13 protein-coding genes are annotated in these 19,133 nt (G+C 34.4%); 7 read left to right on the top strand and 6 right to left on the bottom strand.

The annotated features are described in order from the left end of the window. Nucleotides 1-11 precede the first annotated feature (11 nt). Nucleotides 12-1,436, top strand: coding sequence for a SusD/RagB family nutrient-binding outer membrane lipoprotein (locus AAYQ05_RS16540; protein WP_343544503.1), 1,425 nt, complete (start codon nt 12-14; stop codon nt 1,434-1,436). Between the two features lie 77 nt (nt 1,437-1,513). Here AAYQ05_RS16540 and AAYQ05_RS16535 read toward each other — a convergent pair whose 3' ends face one another. Further along, complete coding sequence (locus tag AAYQ05_RS16535; protein ID WP_343544502.1) at nt 1,514-2,284, bottom strand: alpha/beta hydrolase; 771 nt, start codon at nt 2,282-2,284, stop codon at nt 1,514-1,516. A 226-nt stretch (nt 2,285-2,510) separates the two neighbouring features. Continuing rightward, entirely contained in the window at nt 2,511-4,946 is a 2,436-nt protein-coding gene (locus AAYQ05_RS16530; RefSeq protein ID WP_343544501.1) for a histidine kinase dimerization/phosphoacceptor domain -containing protein, read from the bottom strand. Nucleotides 4,947-5,152: 206 nt separating this feature from the next. Here AAYQ05_RS16530 and AAYQ05_RS16525 point away from each other — a divergent pair, with 206 nt between their 5' ends. Next, on the top strand, nt 5,153-7,123 hold the full coding sequence (locus AAYQ05_RS16525; RefSeq protein WP_343544500.1) for a sigma 54-interacting transcriptional regulator: 1,971 nt from the start codon (nt 5,153-5,155) through the stop codon (nt 7,121-7,123). Nucleotides 7,124-7,209: 86 nt separating this feature from the next. Here AAYQ05_RS16525 and AAYQ05_RS16520 read toward each other — a convergent pair whose 3' ends face one another. After that, nucleotides 7,210-7,998 (bottom strand): alpha/beta fold hydrolase, encoded by a 789-nt coding sequence (locus tag AAYQ05_RS16520; protein WP_343544499.1) that lies wholly within the window; start codon nt 7,996-7,998, stop codon nt 7,210-7,212. 275 nt (nt 7,999-8,273) lie between these two features. On the opposite strand from AAYQ05_RS16520, the gene AAYQ05_RS16515 reads away from it, so the two are divergent. Further along, entirely contained in the window at nt 8,274-9,110 is an 837-nt protein-coding gene (locus AAYQ05_RS16515; RefSeq protein WP_343544498.1) for an alpha/beta fold hydrolase, read from the top strand. Between the two features lie 165 nt (nt 9,111-9,275). Here the strand turns inward: AAYQ05_RS16515 and AAYQ05_RS16510 are convergent, their stop codons facing one another. After that, nucleotides 9,276-9,956 carry a metal-dependent hydrolase gene (locus tag AAYQ05_RS16510; RefSeq protein WP_343544497.1) on the bottom strand — a complete coding sequence of 227 codons (681 nt, stop codon included), beginning with the start codon at nt 9,954-9,956 and terminating at the stop codon, nt 9,276-9,278. 167 nt (nt 9,957-10,123) lie between these two features. Next, nucleotides 10,124-12,112 (bottom strand): alkyl/aryl-sulfatase, encoded by a 1,989-nt coding sequence (locus AAYQ05_RS16505; RefSeq protein ID WP_343544496.1) that lies wholly within the window; start codon nt 12,110-12,112, stop codon nt 10,124-10,126. 632 nt (nt 12,113-12,744) lie between these two features. Here AAYQ05_RS16505 and AAYQ05_RS16500 point away from each other — a divergent pair. From AAYQ05_RS16500 to AAYQ05_RS16485, 4 genes are read left to right on the top strand one after another with little or no spacing between them, the layout of a single operon-like run. Further along, complete coding sequence (locus tag AAYQ05_RS16500) at nt 12,745-14,196, top strand: TolC family protein (RefSeq protein ID WP_343544495.1); 1,452 nt, start codon at nt 12,745-12,747, stop codon at nt 14,194-14,196. Beyond that, nucleotides 14,197-15,189: an HlyD family secretion protein gene (locus AAYQ05_RS16495; RefSeq protein WP_343544494.1), complete on the top strand. Its 993-nt coding sequence runs from the start codon at nt 14,197-14,199 to the stop codon at nt 15,187-15,189. Between the two features lie 5 nt (nt 15,190-15,194). Continuing rightward, nucleotides 15,195-16,370 carry an ABC transporter permease gene (locus AAYQ05_RS16490; protein WP_343544493.1) on the top strand — a complete coding sequence of 392 codons (1,176 nt, stop codon included), beginning with the start codon at nt 15,195-15,197 and terminating at the stop codon, nt 16,368-16,370. Beyond that, nucleotides 16,339-17,538, top strand: a complete 1,200-nt coding sequence (locus tag AAYQ05_RS16485; protein WP_343544492.1) for an ABC transporter permease — start codon at nt 16,339-16,341, stop codon at nt 17,536-17,538. The genes AAYQ05_RS16490 and AAYQ05_RS16485 overlap by 32 nt, the downstream gene beginning before the upstream one ends. A gap of 382 nt (nt 17,539-17,920) precedes the next feature. Here the strand turns inward: AAYQ05_RS16485 and AAYQ05_RS16480 are convergent, their stop codons facing one another. Then, nucleotides 17,921-19,114, bottom strand: a complete 1,194-nt coding sequence (locus tag AAYQ05_RS16480; protein ID WP_281632413.1) for a porin — start codon at nt 19,112-19,114, stop codon at nt 17,921-17,923. Between the last annotated feature and the right edge of the window lie 19 nt (nt 19,115-19,133).

Here is a 19,133-nt window from a genome sequence, read left to right as displayed (position 1 = left end):
AACTCGGAATCATGCTAAAAAAACTATCATATACAATACTGTTTGCATTGGCACTGAGCTCTTGCAGTGATACTTTAGACGATATAAATAAAAACCCAAATGCAACTGAAACTCCGTTAGCGCCTTATTTGCTGACAGGAACTTTAAAACAAGGAGCAGATTTGTATTGGGGAGACGTAAATAACTTTAACTCAACTTTGTTATTTGTACAGCATTGGGCAAAAATCCAATATACAGAACCAGATCGATATGATGTTTCGAATGCTTCTTTCACAACATTGTGGGATAAAGGATATTCGACTCTAATTACAGATTTGAATACCATTTTAAAATTTCCAGATGCGCAAGCTAACTCTAATTATAAAGGTATCGCTTTAACTCTTCGTTCATGGACATTTTTATTGCTGACAGATGCTTACGGAAGCATTCCGTACAAAGAAGCGGGGCAAAATGTAACGCCAGCGTACAATACTCAAAAAGAAGTGTACACAGGATTATTGGAAGATTTAAAACAAGCGCAATCGCTATTAAATCCTGCAAACGGAAGTGTTATTGGAGACTTGGCTTATAAAGGAGATATCTTGAAATGGAAAAAACTGGTTAATTCACTTCGTTTGCGTATTGCTTTGAGAATTTCCGACAGAGAACCTGCTTTGGCCAAACAAACTGCTATTGACGCTACAAGTGATGCGGCAGGTTTAATAAGCAGTAATACCGAAACATTCCAATTTGTTTATACCAGTTCGCCACAGCAAAACCCTGCTTCGGCTTGGTTTGAAACGAGAGATGATTTTCGTATCTCGAAAACTATGGTCGACCAATTATACGCATTATCAGATCCTCGTTTGCCAGTTTTTGCGCAATTGCCATCAGACGCAAGCGTAGGTAAATATGTTGGAGGAGCAAATGGATTATCAAATAGTGATGCAAATAGCCAAGGTTTTGCGAAAACATCAAAACCGGGAACTTATTTCCTGACATCGGCTTCGCCAGCAGTAATTGCTTCTTACTCTGAAACTCTGTTTAATCTTGCAGAAGCTGCTGCACGCGGTTATATTTCTGGAGATGCAGAACAGTATTATAATAGTGCCATTACGGCTTCTTTAAACCAGTTTGGAGTTACCAATGCGACCACTATTTCAACTTATCTGAATCAGGCAAGTGTAAAATACGATGCTTCAAATTATGCTAAATCGATTGGTACGCAAAAATGGATTGCTTTCTTCGGACAAGGTCTTGATGCTTTTACAGAATGGAGAAGATTAGATTATCCAGTATTAACAGCTGGTCCAGCTACTGTTTTGGACGGAAAAATTCCATCGCGTCTTTTCTATCCTGGTACTGAGCAGTCACTAAACGGAGCTAGTTATCAAGCCGCTGTTACAGAACAGGGAAAAGATTTATTGACAACCAAATTATGGTTTGATGTGAAATAAACAATGTGTTGTTTTTTTGAGTCAAAAAGCCCTGTATCAATTAAGATGCAGGGCTTTTTATTTGGCTAACAATTTTTTTATAGTTTTTCATACCAGTTTAAAATATAATCGGCAACATTTTCCCAGCCAGGTTCTCCGCAGATAAAATGACTTTTTCCATCAAATATTTTAAGATCAACTCTCCCCGCATTATCGCTGTATTTTCGAGCTATTGTTTCGGTAAGGCTTGGAGGAAAAATATGATCGCTGCCACCGCCAATAAATAGAATTGGCTCATGCGGTTTTTTGAAATTGATATTAGAGAAAGAATTTAAAACCAATTCTCGACTTACTTTATAACTTTCGGGTACCGCAAATTTTTCAAAAGCATTCTTCTTTTCTGCTGCAGGCATAGTATTAAAAAAAGCGTAATCGTACCAATCACGGCTTCCCATGAAATATTTTTTAGAAGAAAAGAAACCAAAAGCAGGCAATGCAGTTTTTAAGGTTTGAAATGGCGGAAAAACATTTTTTGGAGGTGCTCCGTCAATGCTTACACCGGCAGTAGCTTTTCCTAATTCTACCAATTTTAACGTAGCCATTCCTGCCATAGAATGTCCAATTACCAAAGGTTTTTCAGGTAAAGTATCTATTAATCTACTGATATTATTCACAATATCTATAAATCCAGTTTTAACCAGATCTGGGTGAACTTTTGCTCTTAAGTCGGCAGGATTTCCATCGTGCCCAGGATTGGCAGGGGCATAAACAGTATATCCTTTTTGTTCATAGTACTTTTTCCAGTCGGTCCAAGTTTTGTCATTGACAAAATTTCCGTGTATCAGTACAATTGTTTTTGATTTTGACATGATTCTTTTTATTTGATTAATGTTAGAATTTCTTTTAAAATTTCTTGTCTTGAATCTTATAAAAGTTAACTTTTTTTTCAAAAAAACAATTTATATGCCATGCTTTAAAGTATGTGATAATAGGAGCTTATCGTTATTTTTGTCGATATAAAAGCACTATATATCGCTAAACAAATTTATATTAGTGAGATTTCGCTATAAAATCAATTCACGCTTATTTTTTAGATTATCTTCTTTTTTCATTGATTGGAAATTCTTTTGAAAACTCAATTTTCAGAATCGTTCCGTTATTGTTTTCCATAGAAAAAGTAGCATCTAAGTCATCACTTAAGCCTTTTATCAGACTTAATCCAAACGAGTTGATTTTTTTATTGCTGATATTCATATCAAAACCAACTCCGTTATCTGCAATAGTCAAGAGATATTTGTTTTCAGATGTGGCTTGCAATGTCACGTAAATCATTCCGGTTCTGTTGTCTGGAAAAGCATATTTTATAGAATTGGTAATCGATTCGTTTAAAATAAGTCCGAGCGGAACAGCTTGTGCAACGTCTAATTCAAGCGGATCAATTTTGAGTTCAAAACGAATGCGCTGTCCAAGCGAAAAAGATTCTTTTAAATACTCTACCAATTCTTTGATATAATTGGGCATATTAATCGTCGAAATATTCTCTGAATTGTACAATTTCTGATGAATCAAGGACATGGAATGAATACGATGCTGGCTGTTTTTAATAGCCGATAATGCCATGTCATTCTCCAAATAAGCCGATTGCGAATTCAAAAGACTGATTACAGTTTGAAGATTGTTTTTTACACGATGATGAATTTCTTTCAACAGCCATTCTTTCTCATCAAGCAAATGCCTTAGATTGATGTTCTTCTGATTGATTTCTTTTTCTTTCAGTTCTAATTCGGCATTGGTTTTCTGTTTTAAACGGTAGCGATTGTACAATAAGACAATTGAAAGAACCAATAAAACCAAGCTCCAGATCGATACAGTGTTTAATAATTTTGATTTTTTTAATGCCGTTTGCTGTAGATCTGTTTCTTTGTCTAATAATTTGATTTTCTGTTCTTTATTTTCAGTTTCATACTGTATTCTAAGTTCTTCAATCTGTTTGTTTTTAGCATAATCCAAAAGAGAATCACTCATTTTTTTATATAATTTATGATGCGCCAAAGCCGATTTAAAATCGCCATTCAAGGAATCTAATTTATATAAAGACATTTGTAGCGCTTCAGAATTGTAGTTTTGACTATACTTTTTTGAAACGGCCGCAATCTTATCGATATACAATTTTGTTTTCTGCAGGTTATTTCGGTTTGAGTAAAACAAAGCAATTGACGAGTAGGTATTGCAGATATCTCGATACGTTTGTGGTGAATCTAAGCCATCGGCAGCTTCTCCTGCTTTTATAAAATATTTTTCTGCGGTGCCGTAGTTTTTAATTCGCCAATAGCAATTAGCGTAACCATAATTCATAAGCATATTGTCAAACTTATTGGGTGGCGGATATTTGCTCGTTACCGAATTCATGTATTCAACAGCCTCTTTGTTTTTCCCTTTCATCGATAAAGCTACAGTTGCTGTCATAAAACTTTTGTACCAACTACCGCTATTATAGGCATTTTGTCCATATTTAATGCTTTTTTCAGCAGCCTTCATTGCATCGTCAATATGACCCATATTTAAATAAATTAATCCCAATCGCATATAAAAAATATCGGCAAAGGTGTAATCATTGGTAGATTCCATGCTTTCGACACTTTTTAGGGCATAATACAGCGCATTCTTCATATTAAACTGCACGCCTTCGATATAAGCAATTGTGGTTTCGCTAAATTGCTGCTGCCTAAAACCGATTTTTCGCATATCGGCAATATTTTGATAAAGGATTTTCTTGGCATCATTTATTTTTCCGTGCCAAAAATAAATGGTGCATATTCGTGCTTTCGTTACAAGTCTTTTTTCTTCAAAGCCTAAAGTTTTATATAAAGCTTCCGCTTCTATTAAGATTTTTTCTTTTTCGGGATCTAAATCGTGCTGATTGCTAGCCTGATTAAATAATGCATCTGCCAGTGCGGCTTTGTCATTTTGTTTTCGGCACTCATTTACTACTTGAAGAAAACACTTTTTGCTTTCAGGATAGTTGTTAATTTGAGAATAAAACTTTCCCAATAACATCAAACTCTGATGCTGCCATTTTTGAATTTTTAACTGATTACTGATTTTAACGGCTTCAGATATATAAAGATTAGCGTTTTTTATGTCGTCTGGTTTTGTAAAAGGTTTGAATAAATAAAAAGTTCCCAATTGCAGAGCCAGTTTTATTTTATCGACGTTTTTTGATTTGTGGTAAAGCTTTTTGGCAGCTTCTATATTTCCTTTTTCAATTAAATCATTTCCAATTAGATAAGAACCATCATTATAACCTTCATCATAAGCTAAAGAGACAGGAAGTTTATAGGCTTTACAAGTTAAAACTACAGCACTGTCTGCATCTATTGATCCTTGATTGGAATTGTATAAATAGGACGAACAGGTATGTATTAATAGACGCCTCTTTTTTAAATCATAACCAGCTGTTGCGGGATGATTTTGTGCTTCGAAATTAATTGTAATAAAGAACAGCAAACAAAAAAAGTACAGTGGCTTCATCGTTTTATTAGAATTAAATTTTAGTAAGTGTTTAATTCACAAATATAAAGAGAAACAATTGTGTTTGTGTTGCAAAATAACACGAAAATTATGGTAAAATATGATTTTTATTTAGCTAAATTTGGATACGCTTAATTTTAATTACGATAATTAACTATTTTTGTATCAATTAATTAAGTGTAATATGGAACAAAATTTACTCACTTATGAAAAAGTCTGCCGATAACGGATTTGAAGCTGGTCTTTCAGCATTAAAAAAGCGAATTTTAATTGTTGAAGATCAGTTTATTGAGGCACACGATTTACAGTTAATTCTTGAAAAAGCAAACTATGAAGTTACAGGAATTGCACGATCGGTAGAGCAGGCTTTGGAGCAGATTGAGATTGAAAAACCAGATTTGGTATTTTTGGATATCATGCTCAAAGGTAAGGGAGATGGTATAGAACTAGCACATATTCTTAAAGAAAAACATATAGGTTTTATATTTCTTTCGGCCAATTCCAGTAAAAGTATTTTAGACGAGGCAAAAACCACACAGCCATACGGGTTTATTGTAAAACCATTTCGAGATCAAGATGTTCTTACAACTCTCGAGATCGCTTTTTATCGTCAGCAATATAGTTTCGAAAGTCAGTTGAGGCAGCAGTTTCAGCTTCAGAAATTAATTTCAGAAATTATAATTTCAGATGTAAAGAAGGAAGAGGCTTTGTTGACTTTTGCAAAAGCGGTTCAGACTTTTATTCCTTTTGATTATTTAGAAACGGGTTTTGTAACGGCCACACATTATGATAATCTCGGAATTGTTCGCAGAAATATAGATCAGTATCAGATTATTAACCTACAGAAACTTTCTCAAATAACAGAATTATCTGAAAAAGAGATAAACGAAACTTATAAAAAGTCAAAAACAGATAAAGAGCCAATAATTTATAGTGAGGAAGCACTGATAAATAACTTTCAGGAAGCTCCTATGAAGGCTTTGATTGCTCATAATTTCGGAATAAAATCGTATTTGGTTTTTCCGCTTTCAATTGCTGCTATCCAGAATTATCATTTTACTTTTTACAGCCGTAATCTGAATGTTTATTCTCAGGAACATTTAAGAATTTTAAGTTCGCTAGAACCCGTTTTCAGTCAATTTGTAGCTAAAATTTATTTGAAAGAAGATTTAAACGTGTCTTCCAAAAAAACTGAAATCAAAAATGCTAAAGTTGCTACCGAAGAAGGTTTTGAAGGCATTATTGGCAATAGTTCGCAAATGAATTCTGTTTTTAATTATATCCGAAAAGTGGCGCCCTCAGATACCTCAGTTCTCGTTCTTGGCGAAAGTGGGACAGGAAAAGAAAAAATTGCGCAAAGTATTCATGCCTTATCTCCAAGAAAAGACAAACCTTTAGTTATCATTAATTGCGGAGCTATTCCCGAAAATCTTGCTGAATCATTGCTTTTTGGACACGAAAAAGGGGCTTTTACAGGCGCATTGGATAAACGTATCGGTAAATTTGAATTGGCAGACGGAGGAACGATTTTCTTAGACGAAGTAGGAGAAATGTCTCTAGAACTTCAGGTAAAGCTGCTTCGTGTTTTGCAGGAAAGAGAAATTGAACGCGTAGGCGGTACTTCTTCTATGAAAATTGATGTTAGGATTATCGCAGCAACTAATAAAAATCTAGAAGAAGAAGTAGCAGCAGGAAGGTTTAGAATGGATTTGTATTATCGTCTGCACGTTTTCCCGATTATGGTGCCGCCATTAAAAAAGAGAAAAGAAGATATTCCTGATTTAGCCAATCATTTTATTGCGGTTTACAGTGATAAAATGGGCAGAAAAGCACCAATTCTCTCTGATGCGGCTTTGCAGCAGATTATGAATTACAACTGGCCAGGAAATATTAGAGAACTTGAACACGTTATGCAACGAGCAATTTTACTGACGGACGGAAATACGATTAAAGAAATTGAGCTTTCTATGTCATCAAAAATGCATCCTGAACCAGTTTCTGAATCCTTTTCGATAAAAACGATATTAGAAAACGAAAGGGACTATATTCTCTATATTCTTAAAAAATGCAACGGAAAAATTTCAGGATCTGGCGGCGCTGCTGAAATTCTGGATATTCATCCGTCGACTTTGAATTCTAAAATTAAAAAGCTGGAAATAAAGAAAGGGATTATTTAGTAGAAATGTTGATTCTGTTTTTAGCGACATTTACAAATATAGCCTGTGGTTTCAACCACGGGAACACAAAAAAAATCCGCGATCAATTAAGTAATTTTCATTAACCAATTTGCGATAAATTCAGCCATATTTTCCCAGTTTTCCTGAATGATACTTAGATGATTTGAATCTTGAAATTCTTTGTAGCAAGTTATGGAGTGCAGGTTTTTGTATTTTTTAAAATTGGAATAATTCAAAGAAACGGGAGTAAAAACATCTTCTGAGCTCGATATAAACAAAAGTGGATTGTGTTTCTTTTTAAAATCTATTTTTCCTGTTTTGGTAAAAATATCACGCATAATTAATTTCGATTCTGGAATTAATAACGTTTCATAGCTTTCTTTTTGTTTTTCAAAAGTCATTTTACCAGTAAAATAGTATTGCCAATCCTTAAAAGACATTAAATAGGTTTTCCTTTTTGAACTGAAAAAATTCGAAGTTTTCCAGATCGTTTTATAAAAAGGAAAATTAAAATAAAGCACATTAGCTGGCGGAATAGAATTAATGCAGATTCCTGCAGAACATAGCTCTTTCTGAATTAGTATTTGAGTTAAAAGACCGCCATAAGAATGACCAATTATAATAGGTTTTTCGGGGAGTTTGTCCATAATTTCGATATAGTAATCCAAGAGATTATTTAAATCAATTTGAGCAATTTTTGACTCGGGATGTGTTTGTCTTAAAACGGCAGGCAGTTCGTTTTTGTGCGGCCAGGGCGGTGCGACAGTTTTATATCCTTTACTTTCAAAAAAAACAATCCATTCTTTCCAGCAAGTATGGCTTACAAATGCTCCAGTGACAAACATAATCGTTTTTTTATTAGATAAATACATCATATCGAAGCTATTAGATTAATTTCTAGAAAACCAATACACCTTTAAAAACAAAAGAGATGCCTTTTTTGTAAAGCATTGATTATAAAAGAATTGCTAACGCAGATGATTTCTGAGTTATTATATATCGTTAAAATCAAGTTTTTATTATTGAAATATCATCAGTTTATAGCTAAAAAAAGCTTGCAAGTGCTTTATTTTTAAGCTTCTGCGTTTTGGTTTAATCTTTGTCTGCCTCTTAGAAAATAATATAGGGTTCAATCTTTTAAATTATAATTATGGAAAAAATTTATAATACAGAAACAAGTTTCGCAGAACTTGTTGACCGTAAAATTGCATATCGATCTTACGGAAAAGGAAAAGCAATAATTTTTGTGAACCGTTTTAGAGGAACGCTGGATACTTGGGATCCGTTATTTATTGCTGAGCTGGCAAAAAAGTTCAACGTTATCGTATTTGATTATTCTGGAATTGGTTCTTCTACAGGAAATCTTACTCCAGATATTACAGTTGTAGCCAAAGATGTTAAAGATCTAGCAGATTTCTTAAAGCTGGACTCCGTTATTGTTTTAGGATGGTCTTATGGAGGATTAGTAGCGCAAACGGCAACTTTACTATATCCTAATTTGGTGACGCATGCTATTTTGGTTGGAACAAATCCGCCGGGGAAAAATGAGATTCCGATCGAACAGGCCTTTTTTGATGCTGCATTAAAACCATTAAATGATTTTGACGATGAAATTGTTTTATTTTTTGAACCAAAATCAGAATCCAGCCGATTGGCAGCAAAGGCTTCGCATGATAGAATTCATAAAAGAATTGAAGTAGAAAAAATTCCTTCTACAATGGATGTTTTTCAATTGTATTTTGGCGGAGGAGATACTTTTAGAGAAGATGCTTTAAATTTCAGAGAACAGCTTAAAAAGATAAAAACACCAATTTTGATTATTTCTGGAGATCATGATATCAGTTTTGCGGTAGACAATTGGTATCCGATTATCAATCAAATGACAAATGCGCAAATGATCGTGTATTCTGGAACAGGACATGGACCTCAGCATCAATATCCTGAATTGACAGCACAGTATATCATCAATTTTATAGAATACATATAATTTTAAGTTCATCAGCATAACTTAATTATATGCAAAAGGAATAGTGTTAGCAGCTATTCCTTTTTTTTATGTAAAAAAAAATCAGGCTTTTTCCCAGAACTAATGGCAAATGATATTTCGCTAAAAGCTGTCTTTTAGCGAAATATAGCAAAGAAAACACCCAATTTATATATTTATCGTACTGTTTATTTTAGGGAGAAATAATTGTAGCGAAGCACTTTTAAACGCGTCTAAAGCTTTTTGATGATCCATAACGATGAAACCAAAAGTATCATAATGAACGCCTAATATCTTGTTTACTCCAACAAGTTTAGAAGCTTCTATTGCTTCTTCAATTCCCATTGTGAGTCCATCACCAATAGGAAAAACAGCAAAGTCAAGTTTTGTGAATTTTGGAATAAGCTGCATGTCTAAAGTCAGAGCGGTATCGCCACTATAATAGAAATTCCCATCGGCGGTTGTAAGAACAAAACCACAGGCAATTCCGCCATAAGAACCATCCATAAAACTGCTTGGATGCTGTGCTATGACACATTTTACAGTTCCGAAATTAAAATCAAATTTACCGCCTGGATTGATAGGATGCGCATTTTCGATTCCGTTTTTCAATAGCCAATTATAGATTTCGAAATTCCCGAGCACTTTTGCTCCTGTATTTTTAGCAATTCGTTCTACATCTAGAATATGATCATAATGCGCATGAGAAATAAAAATATAATCTGCTTTTATGGCATCAACATCAACCTCTTTGGCTAATTCGTTTGGTGTAATAAAAGGATCAAAAAGAAGGTGTTTTCCGTTGGCAAAAACAGAAAAACACGAATGTCCGTAGTAAGTAATTTTCATGATAAATAGTTTTAAATCAGTTAATAATGAAGGATAATTTTCAAGAAATATGCCAGTGAAGACGAACTATTTTTAAAATGATTTAATAGATAATTTGAAATTAAGAAAAACAAAACCACTTTTCGAAGACTCGAAAAGTGGTGTATTTGAGATTTTAGAAGTTTTACTTAAGGTTCAACAATATGGAACCAGAAATTGAAGCTGTCAATTTTTCCTAAAAATTTAATAAAGGCATTTTTATCTCCATCAATTTTAATTGTGCCATTATCAACCAGGTCTTTAAAAGAACTTTCTCCTAAGCTGATTCGATCTAAATCTTTACGATTTATAGTAAGACTTGCTGTAACATCTTCACTAACATTACTGCCAATTCTTGGATTTACAGCGCCATTTTCTACTAGAAGCGCCACTTTTTCGTTAACGTCCGGCATTGTAATATTGAAGTTGTATTTCATGGCTGCCGCGTCAGGTTCTGTACCTTTAAATTTCATAGCTAAGAAATTAAAAAACAAACTTGTAGACATTCCTCTTACCATATCAGGACCTGCTGTATTTGGTGAAGGCATTACTTTAACTCCTTCTCGCAATTCTTTTGCGCCAGATAAATAAAAGTTTCTCCACGGTCCAGATTCTGCCTGATATCCCAATTGTTCGTAAGTATCTGCAAGAAGATTACGGGCACTTTGATTTTTAGGATCGGCAAAAACTAAGTTGTTAAGCACTGTAGCTGTCCATCTGTATTCGCCTTTATCAAAAGATTGTTTTGCTTTGGTTAATACATTTGCTGCTCCGCCCATAAATTCTACATACTTTTTGCCTTCTTCTTCTGGTGGCAGTTTGTCAAGATTTGCTGGATTTCCGTCAAACCATCCAAAATAAAGATCGTATTGCGCTTTAATATTATGGCTTACAGAACCATAATATCCGCGATTATAAAATTGTTTGTCTAGACTTTCTGGAAGTTTGATCATATTGGCAATTTCAACAGGCGTATATCCTTCATTGGCTAATCTAAGTGTTTGATCGTGAATGAATCGATATAAATCTCTCTGGCTTTTCCAGTAGGTGTTGATTGTTTCATTTCCCCATGTTGGCCAGTGGTGAGAACCAAATGTTGATTGTACATCTTTACCCCATTTTTGAAGTGATAAGTCAATGTACTCGCTCCATTTTTGTCCATTTCTAACTTTTGCGCCTCTAAGAGTGTATAAGTTATGGAGCGTATGGCTAATATCTTCTGCCTGACAGAAAGATTTAAACTCTGGGAAATAAAACATCATTTCTGCTGGCGCTTCCGATTCAGGTGTATAAATAAACTCAACCGTTATTCCGTCAATAATCTTTTTTTCTCCGTCAAGTTTTTTAATGATTTCTGTTCCTTCCAATATTCCTGCCAGTCCAGTAGAAGTTGTTTGGCCTAATCCAGTTCCGAGAGTTCCTTTGGCATCTTTTGGCAAGAGGTTTCCATACATATAAGAAGCTCTTCTTCCCATGGTATTTCCTCCCATAACATTCTCACTAATGGCTTCGTCAAAATATCCTTCGGGAACATAAATTGGAACTTTACCGCTTTTTACATCGGCTTCATCCACAACACCTCTAATTCCTCCAAAATGATCAATGTGGCTGTGTGTATGAATAATGGCAGACACTTTTCTTTTTCCCAGCTTCTGATTAGCTAGTTCTAGTCCTGCTTTAGCCGTTAGAGGAGACAAAAGAGGGTCAATTATGATCCATCCTGTTTTTCCTTCAATAAGGGTCATATTTGCAAGATCGAATCCACGTATTTGATAGATACCGTCAGTAACTTTAAAAAGACCATGAATACTGTTTATCTCACTTTGTCTCCATAAACTTGGATTAGTAGTTGCAGGAGCTTTACCTTTTATGAAATCATATTGTTTCATGCTATATACAACATTCCCTTTTTCGTCTTTTATTTCTCCTTCAGGAAGAGTTGCAATAAAACCTTTTCGGGCATTTTCATAATCGGTATTGTCATTAAAAGGAAGATAAGAAAGCAGATCTTCCTGTTTCTTTTTGGTGAAGGTACTAGCTTCTTTTTTGTTTGAATTTGCATTTTGCGCTTTTACGCCGTCGCAAATAAATACCGCTAATAGAATCATTAATAGGAGTTCAGGAATTTTCTTTTTCATAAGTATTGATTTTAGAAATTAATAAACATGGATAATTGTATTGTAGGGGTAGGGGGATTATGGAGTGTTGAAAAATGATTTAAAATTATTACGATTTAGAAAGAAGTAGTTAAGTTTTATCTTATGTAAATTGAATAGAAGCTTTTTCTCAGTTGTATAAAATTATTAAGAAAGAGTATTAAAAGTCTGATTTTTAGCTTGAAACAGGTTGCAAGTTATAATCTGAAACAATGATTTTGGGAAAATGCAGCTATTTTGGAAGTTTTGTTGATTTAAAACTATTTGATTTCTAATTTTTAATTGATTGTCTAGAGAAACAGTTGATAAAATTTATATTTAATATAGTCTCTGATTTTCTATAAATTAAAATAGCTCTTATAAAATAAAATCTTTATCTTTAACTAGTTGGTATATCGGTTTATATGTGTTTTTTGCTGTTATACTATTTGTAGCTGTTTAGGTTAAGAACCCCATATTTTCGTAAACAGTATATTCTAAATACATTCAAACAATTTCAGAATTTATCTGAAAAATAAGTTTTTATCTCATTTCTATTTTATCCGGCTGTTTTTAATTAAACAGCAAAGAAGTCGCTAGTTAAAAGTAATTTCAATTAAAAGAATACTAAATAGATGCATATAAGACTACATTTTCTAAAACCTTTTATTTTGTTTTGCTTTTTGTTTGGTTTGGAAACAAAAGCGCAGACCACTTCTCTTGAAGAATGTTTTTCTATAGCACAGCAAAATAATATTACGATCAAACAGGCAAAATCTGCATTAAAAACAGGCGAATATAATCTTCAGGCCGAAAAGAAAGGCTATTTGCCTAAAGTAGATCTCTTATCAAGTTATTCTTATTTGAGCAGTCCGCTAACGATAAACTTGCAGACCGTTAGAGACGGAGTTGTTGAAGGCTCGTCTAAACAAAGTGTCAACACGGCAAATGAAATCTATCATGAAATTACAGGAGGCAATTTATCTCAGGCTGCACAAGATCGTATTTATAATGCTTCAAAAACGGTTATTGGCGGTATTTATCCCGATTATAATCCGAGTTTAAGCAAGCAGTCTTATTTTGTTGCTGGAGTAGGAGTTCGTCAGCCTATTTTTCTTGGAAATAAAATAAATTCAAGCATAGATCTGGCTCAATCAGTTGCAAATTCGGCGGGAATTGGAGTAGAGATTGCGGGCAAAGAAGTCGATTTTTTAATTGCAATTCAGTATTTAAGAATATTATACCTCAACTCTTTAATTAAAAAGCAGGAACAAATTGTAAGTGCTTTAGATAAAAATAGAAACTACGCCGAAGAATTGGTCAAAAACAAAATTCTGCCTCCGTACCAAAAAAACTGGACCAATGTGGTTTTAATTCAAGCGCAAAGTCAGTACAATAATATCAAGATGGAAAAACAAAATGCCCATCTTGAATTGAATAAATTAATGGGAGTTGACCTTGACACCACAATAGTGATTTCTGATACTTTAAGATATGCCGAAATCAATCTAGAAAAACCTATGAAAGAGTATTGGCTTACCAATCCAGTTTACAGAATTGCAAACAACAAAATTTCTTATGCAGAAACTGCTGAAAAAATCAGTAAGTCTATGGCTTTGCCTAATGTTTTTGCGATAGGTAACTACAATTTGTATCAGAAAGATTTGCCAGTTTCTATTCCCGATTGGTTCGTAGGTTTAGAATTGCAATGGACTTTGTATAACGGGCTGACCAATAAAAAGACTTTAGCAGCCAAACAGCTTATTGAAGAAGCCAAGTTAGGAGAGGAGAATTCCAGTCTAATGCTTCAAGTGCAGTCGAGAGTGGCAAAGAATAAAATGAGTTCACTGCAAAATGATGTTATGGCTATGGATGCGGCCAGAAAAGAAGCCAATACGACTAGCAGTTTAATTACCAAAAGAATGAACAATCAGCTTTCATCGCCAAAAGACGTTAATGATGCTTTGCTGGTGGAAACAGAAATAGAAAAAGGGTATTATACCGCTGTTTTAGGATACTACTTAGCATTAGCTGAATATTTTAATAGTTTAGGAAATCCAAGTCAAATAACGCAATTTATTAAATAGATGAAAGATATATTTAAAAACTACTGGGCGCTGATCATTCCAATCTTTGTAGTAATAGCAGGACTGATTTTTTTCTTAAAAGACAATAACAAAGAAGACAACAATTTTATAGGAATGGTTGATGCAACAAGTGTTGACGTAGCGGCCGAATTTCCAGGAAGATTAGATTCATTGCTTGTAAAACAGGGTGATACCGTAAAAACGGGACAATTGCTGGCTGTACTTCGTTCTAACGAAATAAACGCCATAAAAGCTCAGGCATTATCGGCAATTGATGCCGCAAAAGGACAGCAGGAACTGCTTACACAAGGAGCAAGACCAGAATTGATAGAAGCGACTTCTAAACTATATCAAATTAGTCAGGAACAGTATAAATTGTTTAGCACGACTTATGACCGTATGGAACGACTGTATAATGAAGATGTAATATCGGGACAAGAAAAAGATGTTTTCTATTTTAAATTTCAAGCAGCTAAAAAAGAAATGGAAACGGCCCAGTTAAATCTTCAGATGTTAAAAAACGGAACTCGACCAGAATTACTAAAAACGGCAAATGCTATTGTAAAACAAGCAGAACAAGCGTATGAATTGACCAAAGCACTTGGGGATAATACTAGAGTTTATGCTCCTGCAGATGGCGTAATTTCTAATTTGGTTACGCATCAGGGCGAAATTATTTCTATTGGGTATCCGATTATGACCATAGAGAAAAAAAACTCCACTATAATTAAGTTTAATATCAGACAAGACAAATCCAATCTGCTTAAAGTTGGAAGCAAGACAGCGGTTAAAGTTCCCGGTTGCGAACCAGAAACGTTTGATGCCGTTGTGCATTCTATTGCGCCAACATTAGAATTTGCCAATTGGGTTCCTTCTAAGGATAAAGGAGAATTTGAACTGAGAACTTTTACAATAGAAGTAAAACCCGAAAACCTTGCACAAATTAAAGGACTTCGTTCTGGAATGACCGCTTCTTTAATTCTTCCTCAATGATTTTTATGCTGAACATAATTATTAGAGAATGGAAGCGCATTCTAAGTCTAAAGGTATTTTATTTGGTAATGCTTGTAGTTCCTGTCGCTTTGTTTTTCTTCTATGCTCTTATTTACCAAAAGCAGGATGCTAAGAATTTGGCATTTGCTATTTGGGATGAAGATCAAAGCGCGATAAGCCGAGAGCTGATTTTTTTATTAGAACAAAAAGAAACGCTTCAAATTACTAGAAGAGTAAGCAGTGAAGCTGAAGTTAAAAAATTGATTCAAGAAGGAAAAATATTGGGTGCGGTACATTTTCCTGCCAATCTGCAGAAGAATATTTATAACCGCCACCCGAGCAATGTGACTTTGTATACCAATGCCGCCGCGCTTGTTCCTGCTAAGTTAGTTTATAAGGCTGTCGCCGAAGTTGTAATTACAGGAAGTACAGGCGTAATTTTGCAGAAATTGGTAAAAACCGGAATGAAAGGTGATCAGGCAATGGCAATTGCAAACCCGATTAGTCTGAGAACGTATCAGCTTTATAATCCAACTTACAATTACCAAGAATATTTGGTTCCGGGATTAATAACAGTCGGAATGCAGATGATTTTGATTATTAGTTCTATGCTGGCTTTAAATTATGAATGGGTTACAGGAACGATGCAGGAACTTTACGATTCATCAAAAGGTTCTGTTGTTGCTGTTATTATCGGAAAAACAATAGCGCATCTCAGCATCAGCTGGATTAATTTTCTCATTATTACAGGAATTATTTTTACTTTTTTTGATATTGGCGTTCCCGCAGCAACAGGAAAGTTTTTTGTGCTTTACACCATGCTTTCTTTGGCATGCATTGGCATCGGAATGTTTATATCGGCTTTGTTTAAAGACGTTATGCTTTCGGGAGATGTCGCTCTTTTTTATACTTCGCCCGCTTTTGTTTTCAGCGGATTTACTTTTCCGAGATGGGCAATGCCTTGGTACGATCAATATTATGCGCTTATTATGCCTTATACCGCTTTTTTAGACGGATTTTTTAAGGTGTATTATATGAATTTGCCCTTGAAATATGCTCAAGGAGAAATGGCCAAACTCTTATTGTTTTGTCTGGTAATGTATCCGACAGCAATGTTGTTGTTTAAACGTCAATTTAATTCGATTAAAGATGAAAAAGAAACCGCAACAATCGCTGATTAGTCTCTTTTTGAGGGAAGCTTCGCAAGTAGTAAAGGATCATAGTTTACTGCTTACGCTTCTTATTGCTCCTTTGCTTTACGCTTTTTTTTACGGAAGTATTTATATCAACAAAGAAGAATTTGATGTAAAATTGGCGGTTGTTGATGATGATGGCTCCAGATTATCGCGTTTGCTGCAGCAAAATATAGATGATTCGCCAATAGTAGAACTCGTTCATTTTTCAAATTTGGAACAGGCAAAAGAACAGATGTATCAAGGAAATTGCCAAGGCTATTTTTACATTCCAGAAGGAACAGAAGCCAATTTATTGAGTTTAAAACAAAGCAATGTGGTATTGGCTATAAACGCTGCAAGATTTCTTCCTTCGAGTGATTTGTTATTAAATGTACAGCAGATATGCCTGACAGTTGGAGCAGGAGTGAGGCTTCAATATTATCAGAAAAAAGAAGGCATGAGCACTACTATTGCTATGGAAAACGTGATGCCTGTAAATTTAGATTATCGCCCTTTGTTTAACGAAAGATCGAGTTACGGCGCATTTTTATTGCCAGGATTGCTGGCCTTGATTTTACAGCAGACCTTGTTAATTGGTTTGTGCGAAAGTGTTGCTGGTGAGCGTCAGCGTTCTCGTTTAGGCGAATGGCTGGGTTCTGGCATTTCTAATGGTATTTGGGGAAAAGGATTGTTTTATTTGATACTTTTTTCTTCGTATGGTTTTTTCTTTTTAAATGTAAATTACAAACTGCTTAATTTGCCCATGAGAGGCAGCGGGTTTGAATTAAGTTTATTATTGCTTTTGTTTATTGTTACTTTAATTCCAATGGCTCAGTTTATTGGTTCGCTTTTCAAATCGCAATTGCTTTGTTTGCAGATGATGGCTTTCTCTACATATCCGATTTTCTTGATTACCGGATACAGCTGGCCTTTTGAATCACTTCCGCTAGCATTGCAGTGGCTGTCTAATCTTTTGCCTACAACGCCTTTTATTGTTTTATATACCTCTATTGTGCAGTCTGGGGCAAGTTTATGGGATAATCCGCCAGTTTTATTGCATCTTATTCTGCTTTTTGCTTTTTATAGTATAATCTGTTTTATTCGTTTAAAATATTTGAAAAAGAGTTATGAGTTATATGTGTTGCGAATCATTATGCATATATTTAAAACATAGCCCGTGGTTTCAACCACGGGGACACGCGTGAAATGTTTATAAACCAGTTATTAATTTGAATTGGCTCCAGCTTTAGCTGGAGTTTAAATAAGGAGAATCAAAATGGCTTTAGCCAAAAATATACAATTTGGCTAAAGCCTTGTTATTACAATCATTAAATACCTCCAGCTAAAGCTGGAGGCTATTCATAAAAAGCTCAACTTAAAGAGCTTTGAATTGCGAATGATTCTTAAATCTAATTAATCTGCTCAATCTGCGAGAGAAAAAATAAACTAGCTTTTAAAGCCTATTTAAATCTTCATAAAAACAAATAAAAAAAGCTGGAATAAATCATATTTTACGATTTGCTCCAGCTTTTGAATTGAGTTAGTTACTTAAATTTTTATAACACGACTAACGGAGAAATTACACCAAGCATAATTTTGCCAGTATTGTTATTAGATTGTCCTAAACTTGCTTTCGAATAATCACTGTAATCGTACCATCGAGCTACATAAGTGGCAAAAAACTTCAAGTTAAAGTTTTTAATCGGATAAAACTCTACTGTTGGAATAACGCCCCAAGCAGTACGAATTCGGTTTGAACTCACATTTGGATCAGGGATTTCTTTCCATGAAGCCTTGCTTACCATTCCGATTACTGTAAGTTTCCATTGTTCATTGAGAGAATATACAGTTCTAAGCCAATGTTCAATATAATACACATTTTCTGCTGCATGATCTAAAACAGTATCTGGAATAATATTGCTCACAACTCCTGTTCGATCCAGATCTTCGCTGCTCCATTTGAAATCATATTGAAAAAGCCATTTTTTGGTTCTAAACTGATTCCCTAACGCTGTATAATACATATTTACAGGTTTTCCATTTTTTGTGGCTTCCTGAAAAATACTGAAACTATAAATAGTTTTAAATTTTCCGTCTAAAAAGCTTCCGTTCCAGTTTCCGACGTATGCAGCAGGAAATTTTGCCTCTTCAACATCAGGTACATTTTGATACAGTTCAGAGAAAGTTTTTGTTCTCGAATTTAAAATCTGACCAGAAAAAACGTGATTGGCATTTAATTTCCAGTTTACTTGAACTCCAGTTAAAAAGTTATCTGAATTATCTACGATATCATTATATTGATAGATGTCAATCGGATTCATGTCAAACTCATAACCACCCCAGTTTGCTGTCATTTTTCCGATAGCAATACTGGTTCTATTGGATATATTATACCCAATAAAAGCCAAGTCTGTAGAACTGCTGATGTTATCTGTAGATTGCGGTTCGGTTTCTTTAGTATAACGGTCTCTAAACCTAAAAAATACTTTATCCTTATAGACTTTTCCTTTTACTTCCAATCTAAACTGGTTTACTTCAAATTTACTGCCAGTATATTTTCCGTCGTCGACATAGGTATTAAAGCCTAATTGAGTGTTAAAAATTAAATCAACATTATTGAGCAAATCAACTTTGGTTGCTTTTATCAATGGAGTTTTGTGATTTAAGATGGTATCAGTCTGTTTTTCCTGTTGTGCATAAGCGCCAGCCACCAGAAAAACGCCCAAAATTATTGAAGTTAAGATACGCATAGTTTACAATTTCAATTGG

Origin of the sequence: Flavobacterium movens (assembly GCF_039581425.1) — a bacterium.
Lineage (GTDB): Bacteria > Bacteroidota > Bacteroidia > Flavobacteriales > Flavobacteriaceae > Flavobacterium > Flavobacterium luteolum.
This window is presented reverse-complemented; position numbering and strand designations above follow the sequence as displayed.

Excerpts from the sequence above, each read along its gene's own strand:
- AAYQ05_RS16540 (WP_343544503.1), top strand. The coding sequence starts at position 12 with ATGCTAAAAAAACTATCATATACAATACTGTTTGCATTGGCACTGAGC.
- AAYQ05_RS16535 (WP_343544502.1), bottom strand. The coding sequence starts at position 2,284 with ATGTCAAAATCAAAAACAATTGTACTGATACACGGAAATTTTGTCAAT.
- AAYQ05_RS16530 (WP_343544501.1), bottom strand. The coding sequence starts at position 4,946 with ATGAAGCCACTGTACTTTTTTTGTTTGCTGTTCTTTATTACAATTAAT.
- AAYQ05_RS16525 (WP_343544500.1), top strand. The coding sequence starts at position 5,153 with ATGAAAAAGTCTGCCGATAACGGATTTGAAGCTGGTCTTTCAGCATTA.
- AAYQ05_RS16520 (WP_343544499.1), bottom strand. The coding sequence starts at position 7,998 with ATGATGTATTTATCTAATAAAAAAACGATTATGTTTGTCACTGGAGCA.
- AAYQ05_RS16515 (WP_343544498.1), top strand. The coding sequence starts at position 8,274 with ATGGAAAAAATTTATAATACAGAAACAAGTTTCGCAGAACTTGTTGAC.
- AAYQ05_RS16510 (WP_343544497.1), bottom strand. The coding sequence starts at position 9,956 with ATGAAAATTACTTACTACGGACATTCGTGTTTTTCTGTTTTTGCCAAC.
- AAYQ05_RS16505 (WP_343544496.1), bottom strand. The coding sequence starts at position 12,112 with ATGAAAAAGAAAATTCCTGAACTCCTATTAATGATTCTATTAGCGGTA.
- AAYQ05_RS16500 (WP_343544495.1), top strand. The coding sequence starts at position 12,745 with ATGCATATAAGACTACATTTTCTAAAACCTTTTATTTTGTTTTGCTTT.
- AAYQ05_RS16495 (WP_343544494.1), top strand. The coding sequence starts at position 14,197 with ATGAAAGATATATTTAAAAACTACTGGGCGCTGATCATTCCAATCTTT.
- AAYQ05_RS16490 (WP_343544493.1), top strand. The coding sequence starts at position 15,195 with ATGCTGAACATAATTATTAGAGAATGGAAGCGCATTCTAAGTCTAAAG.
- AAYQ05_RS16485 (WP_343544492.1), top strand. The coding sequence starts at position 16,339 with ATGAAAAAGAAACCGCAACAATCGCTGATTAGTCTCTTTTTGAGGGAA.
- AAYQ05_RS16480 (WP_281632413.1), bottom strand. The coding sequence starts at position 19,114 with ATGCGTATCTTAACTTCAATAATTTTGGGCGTTTTTCTGGTGGCTGGC.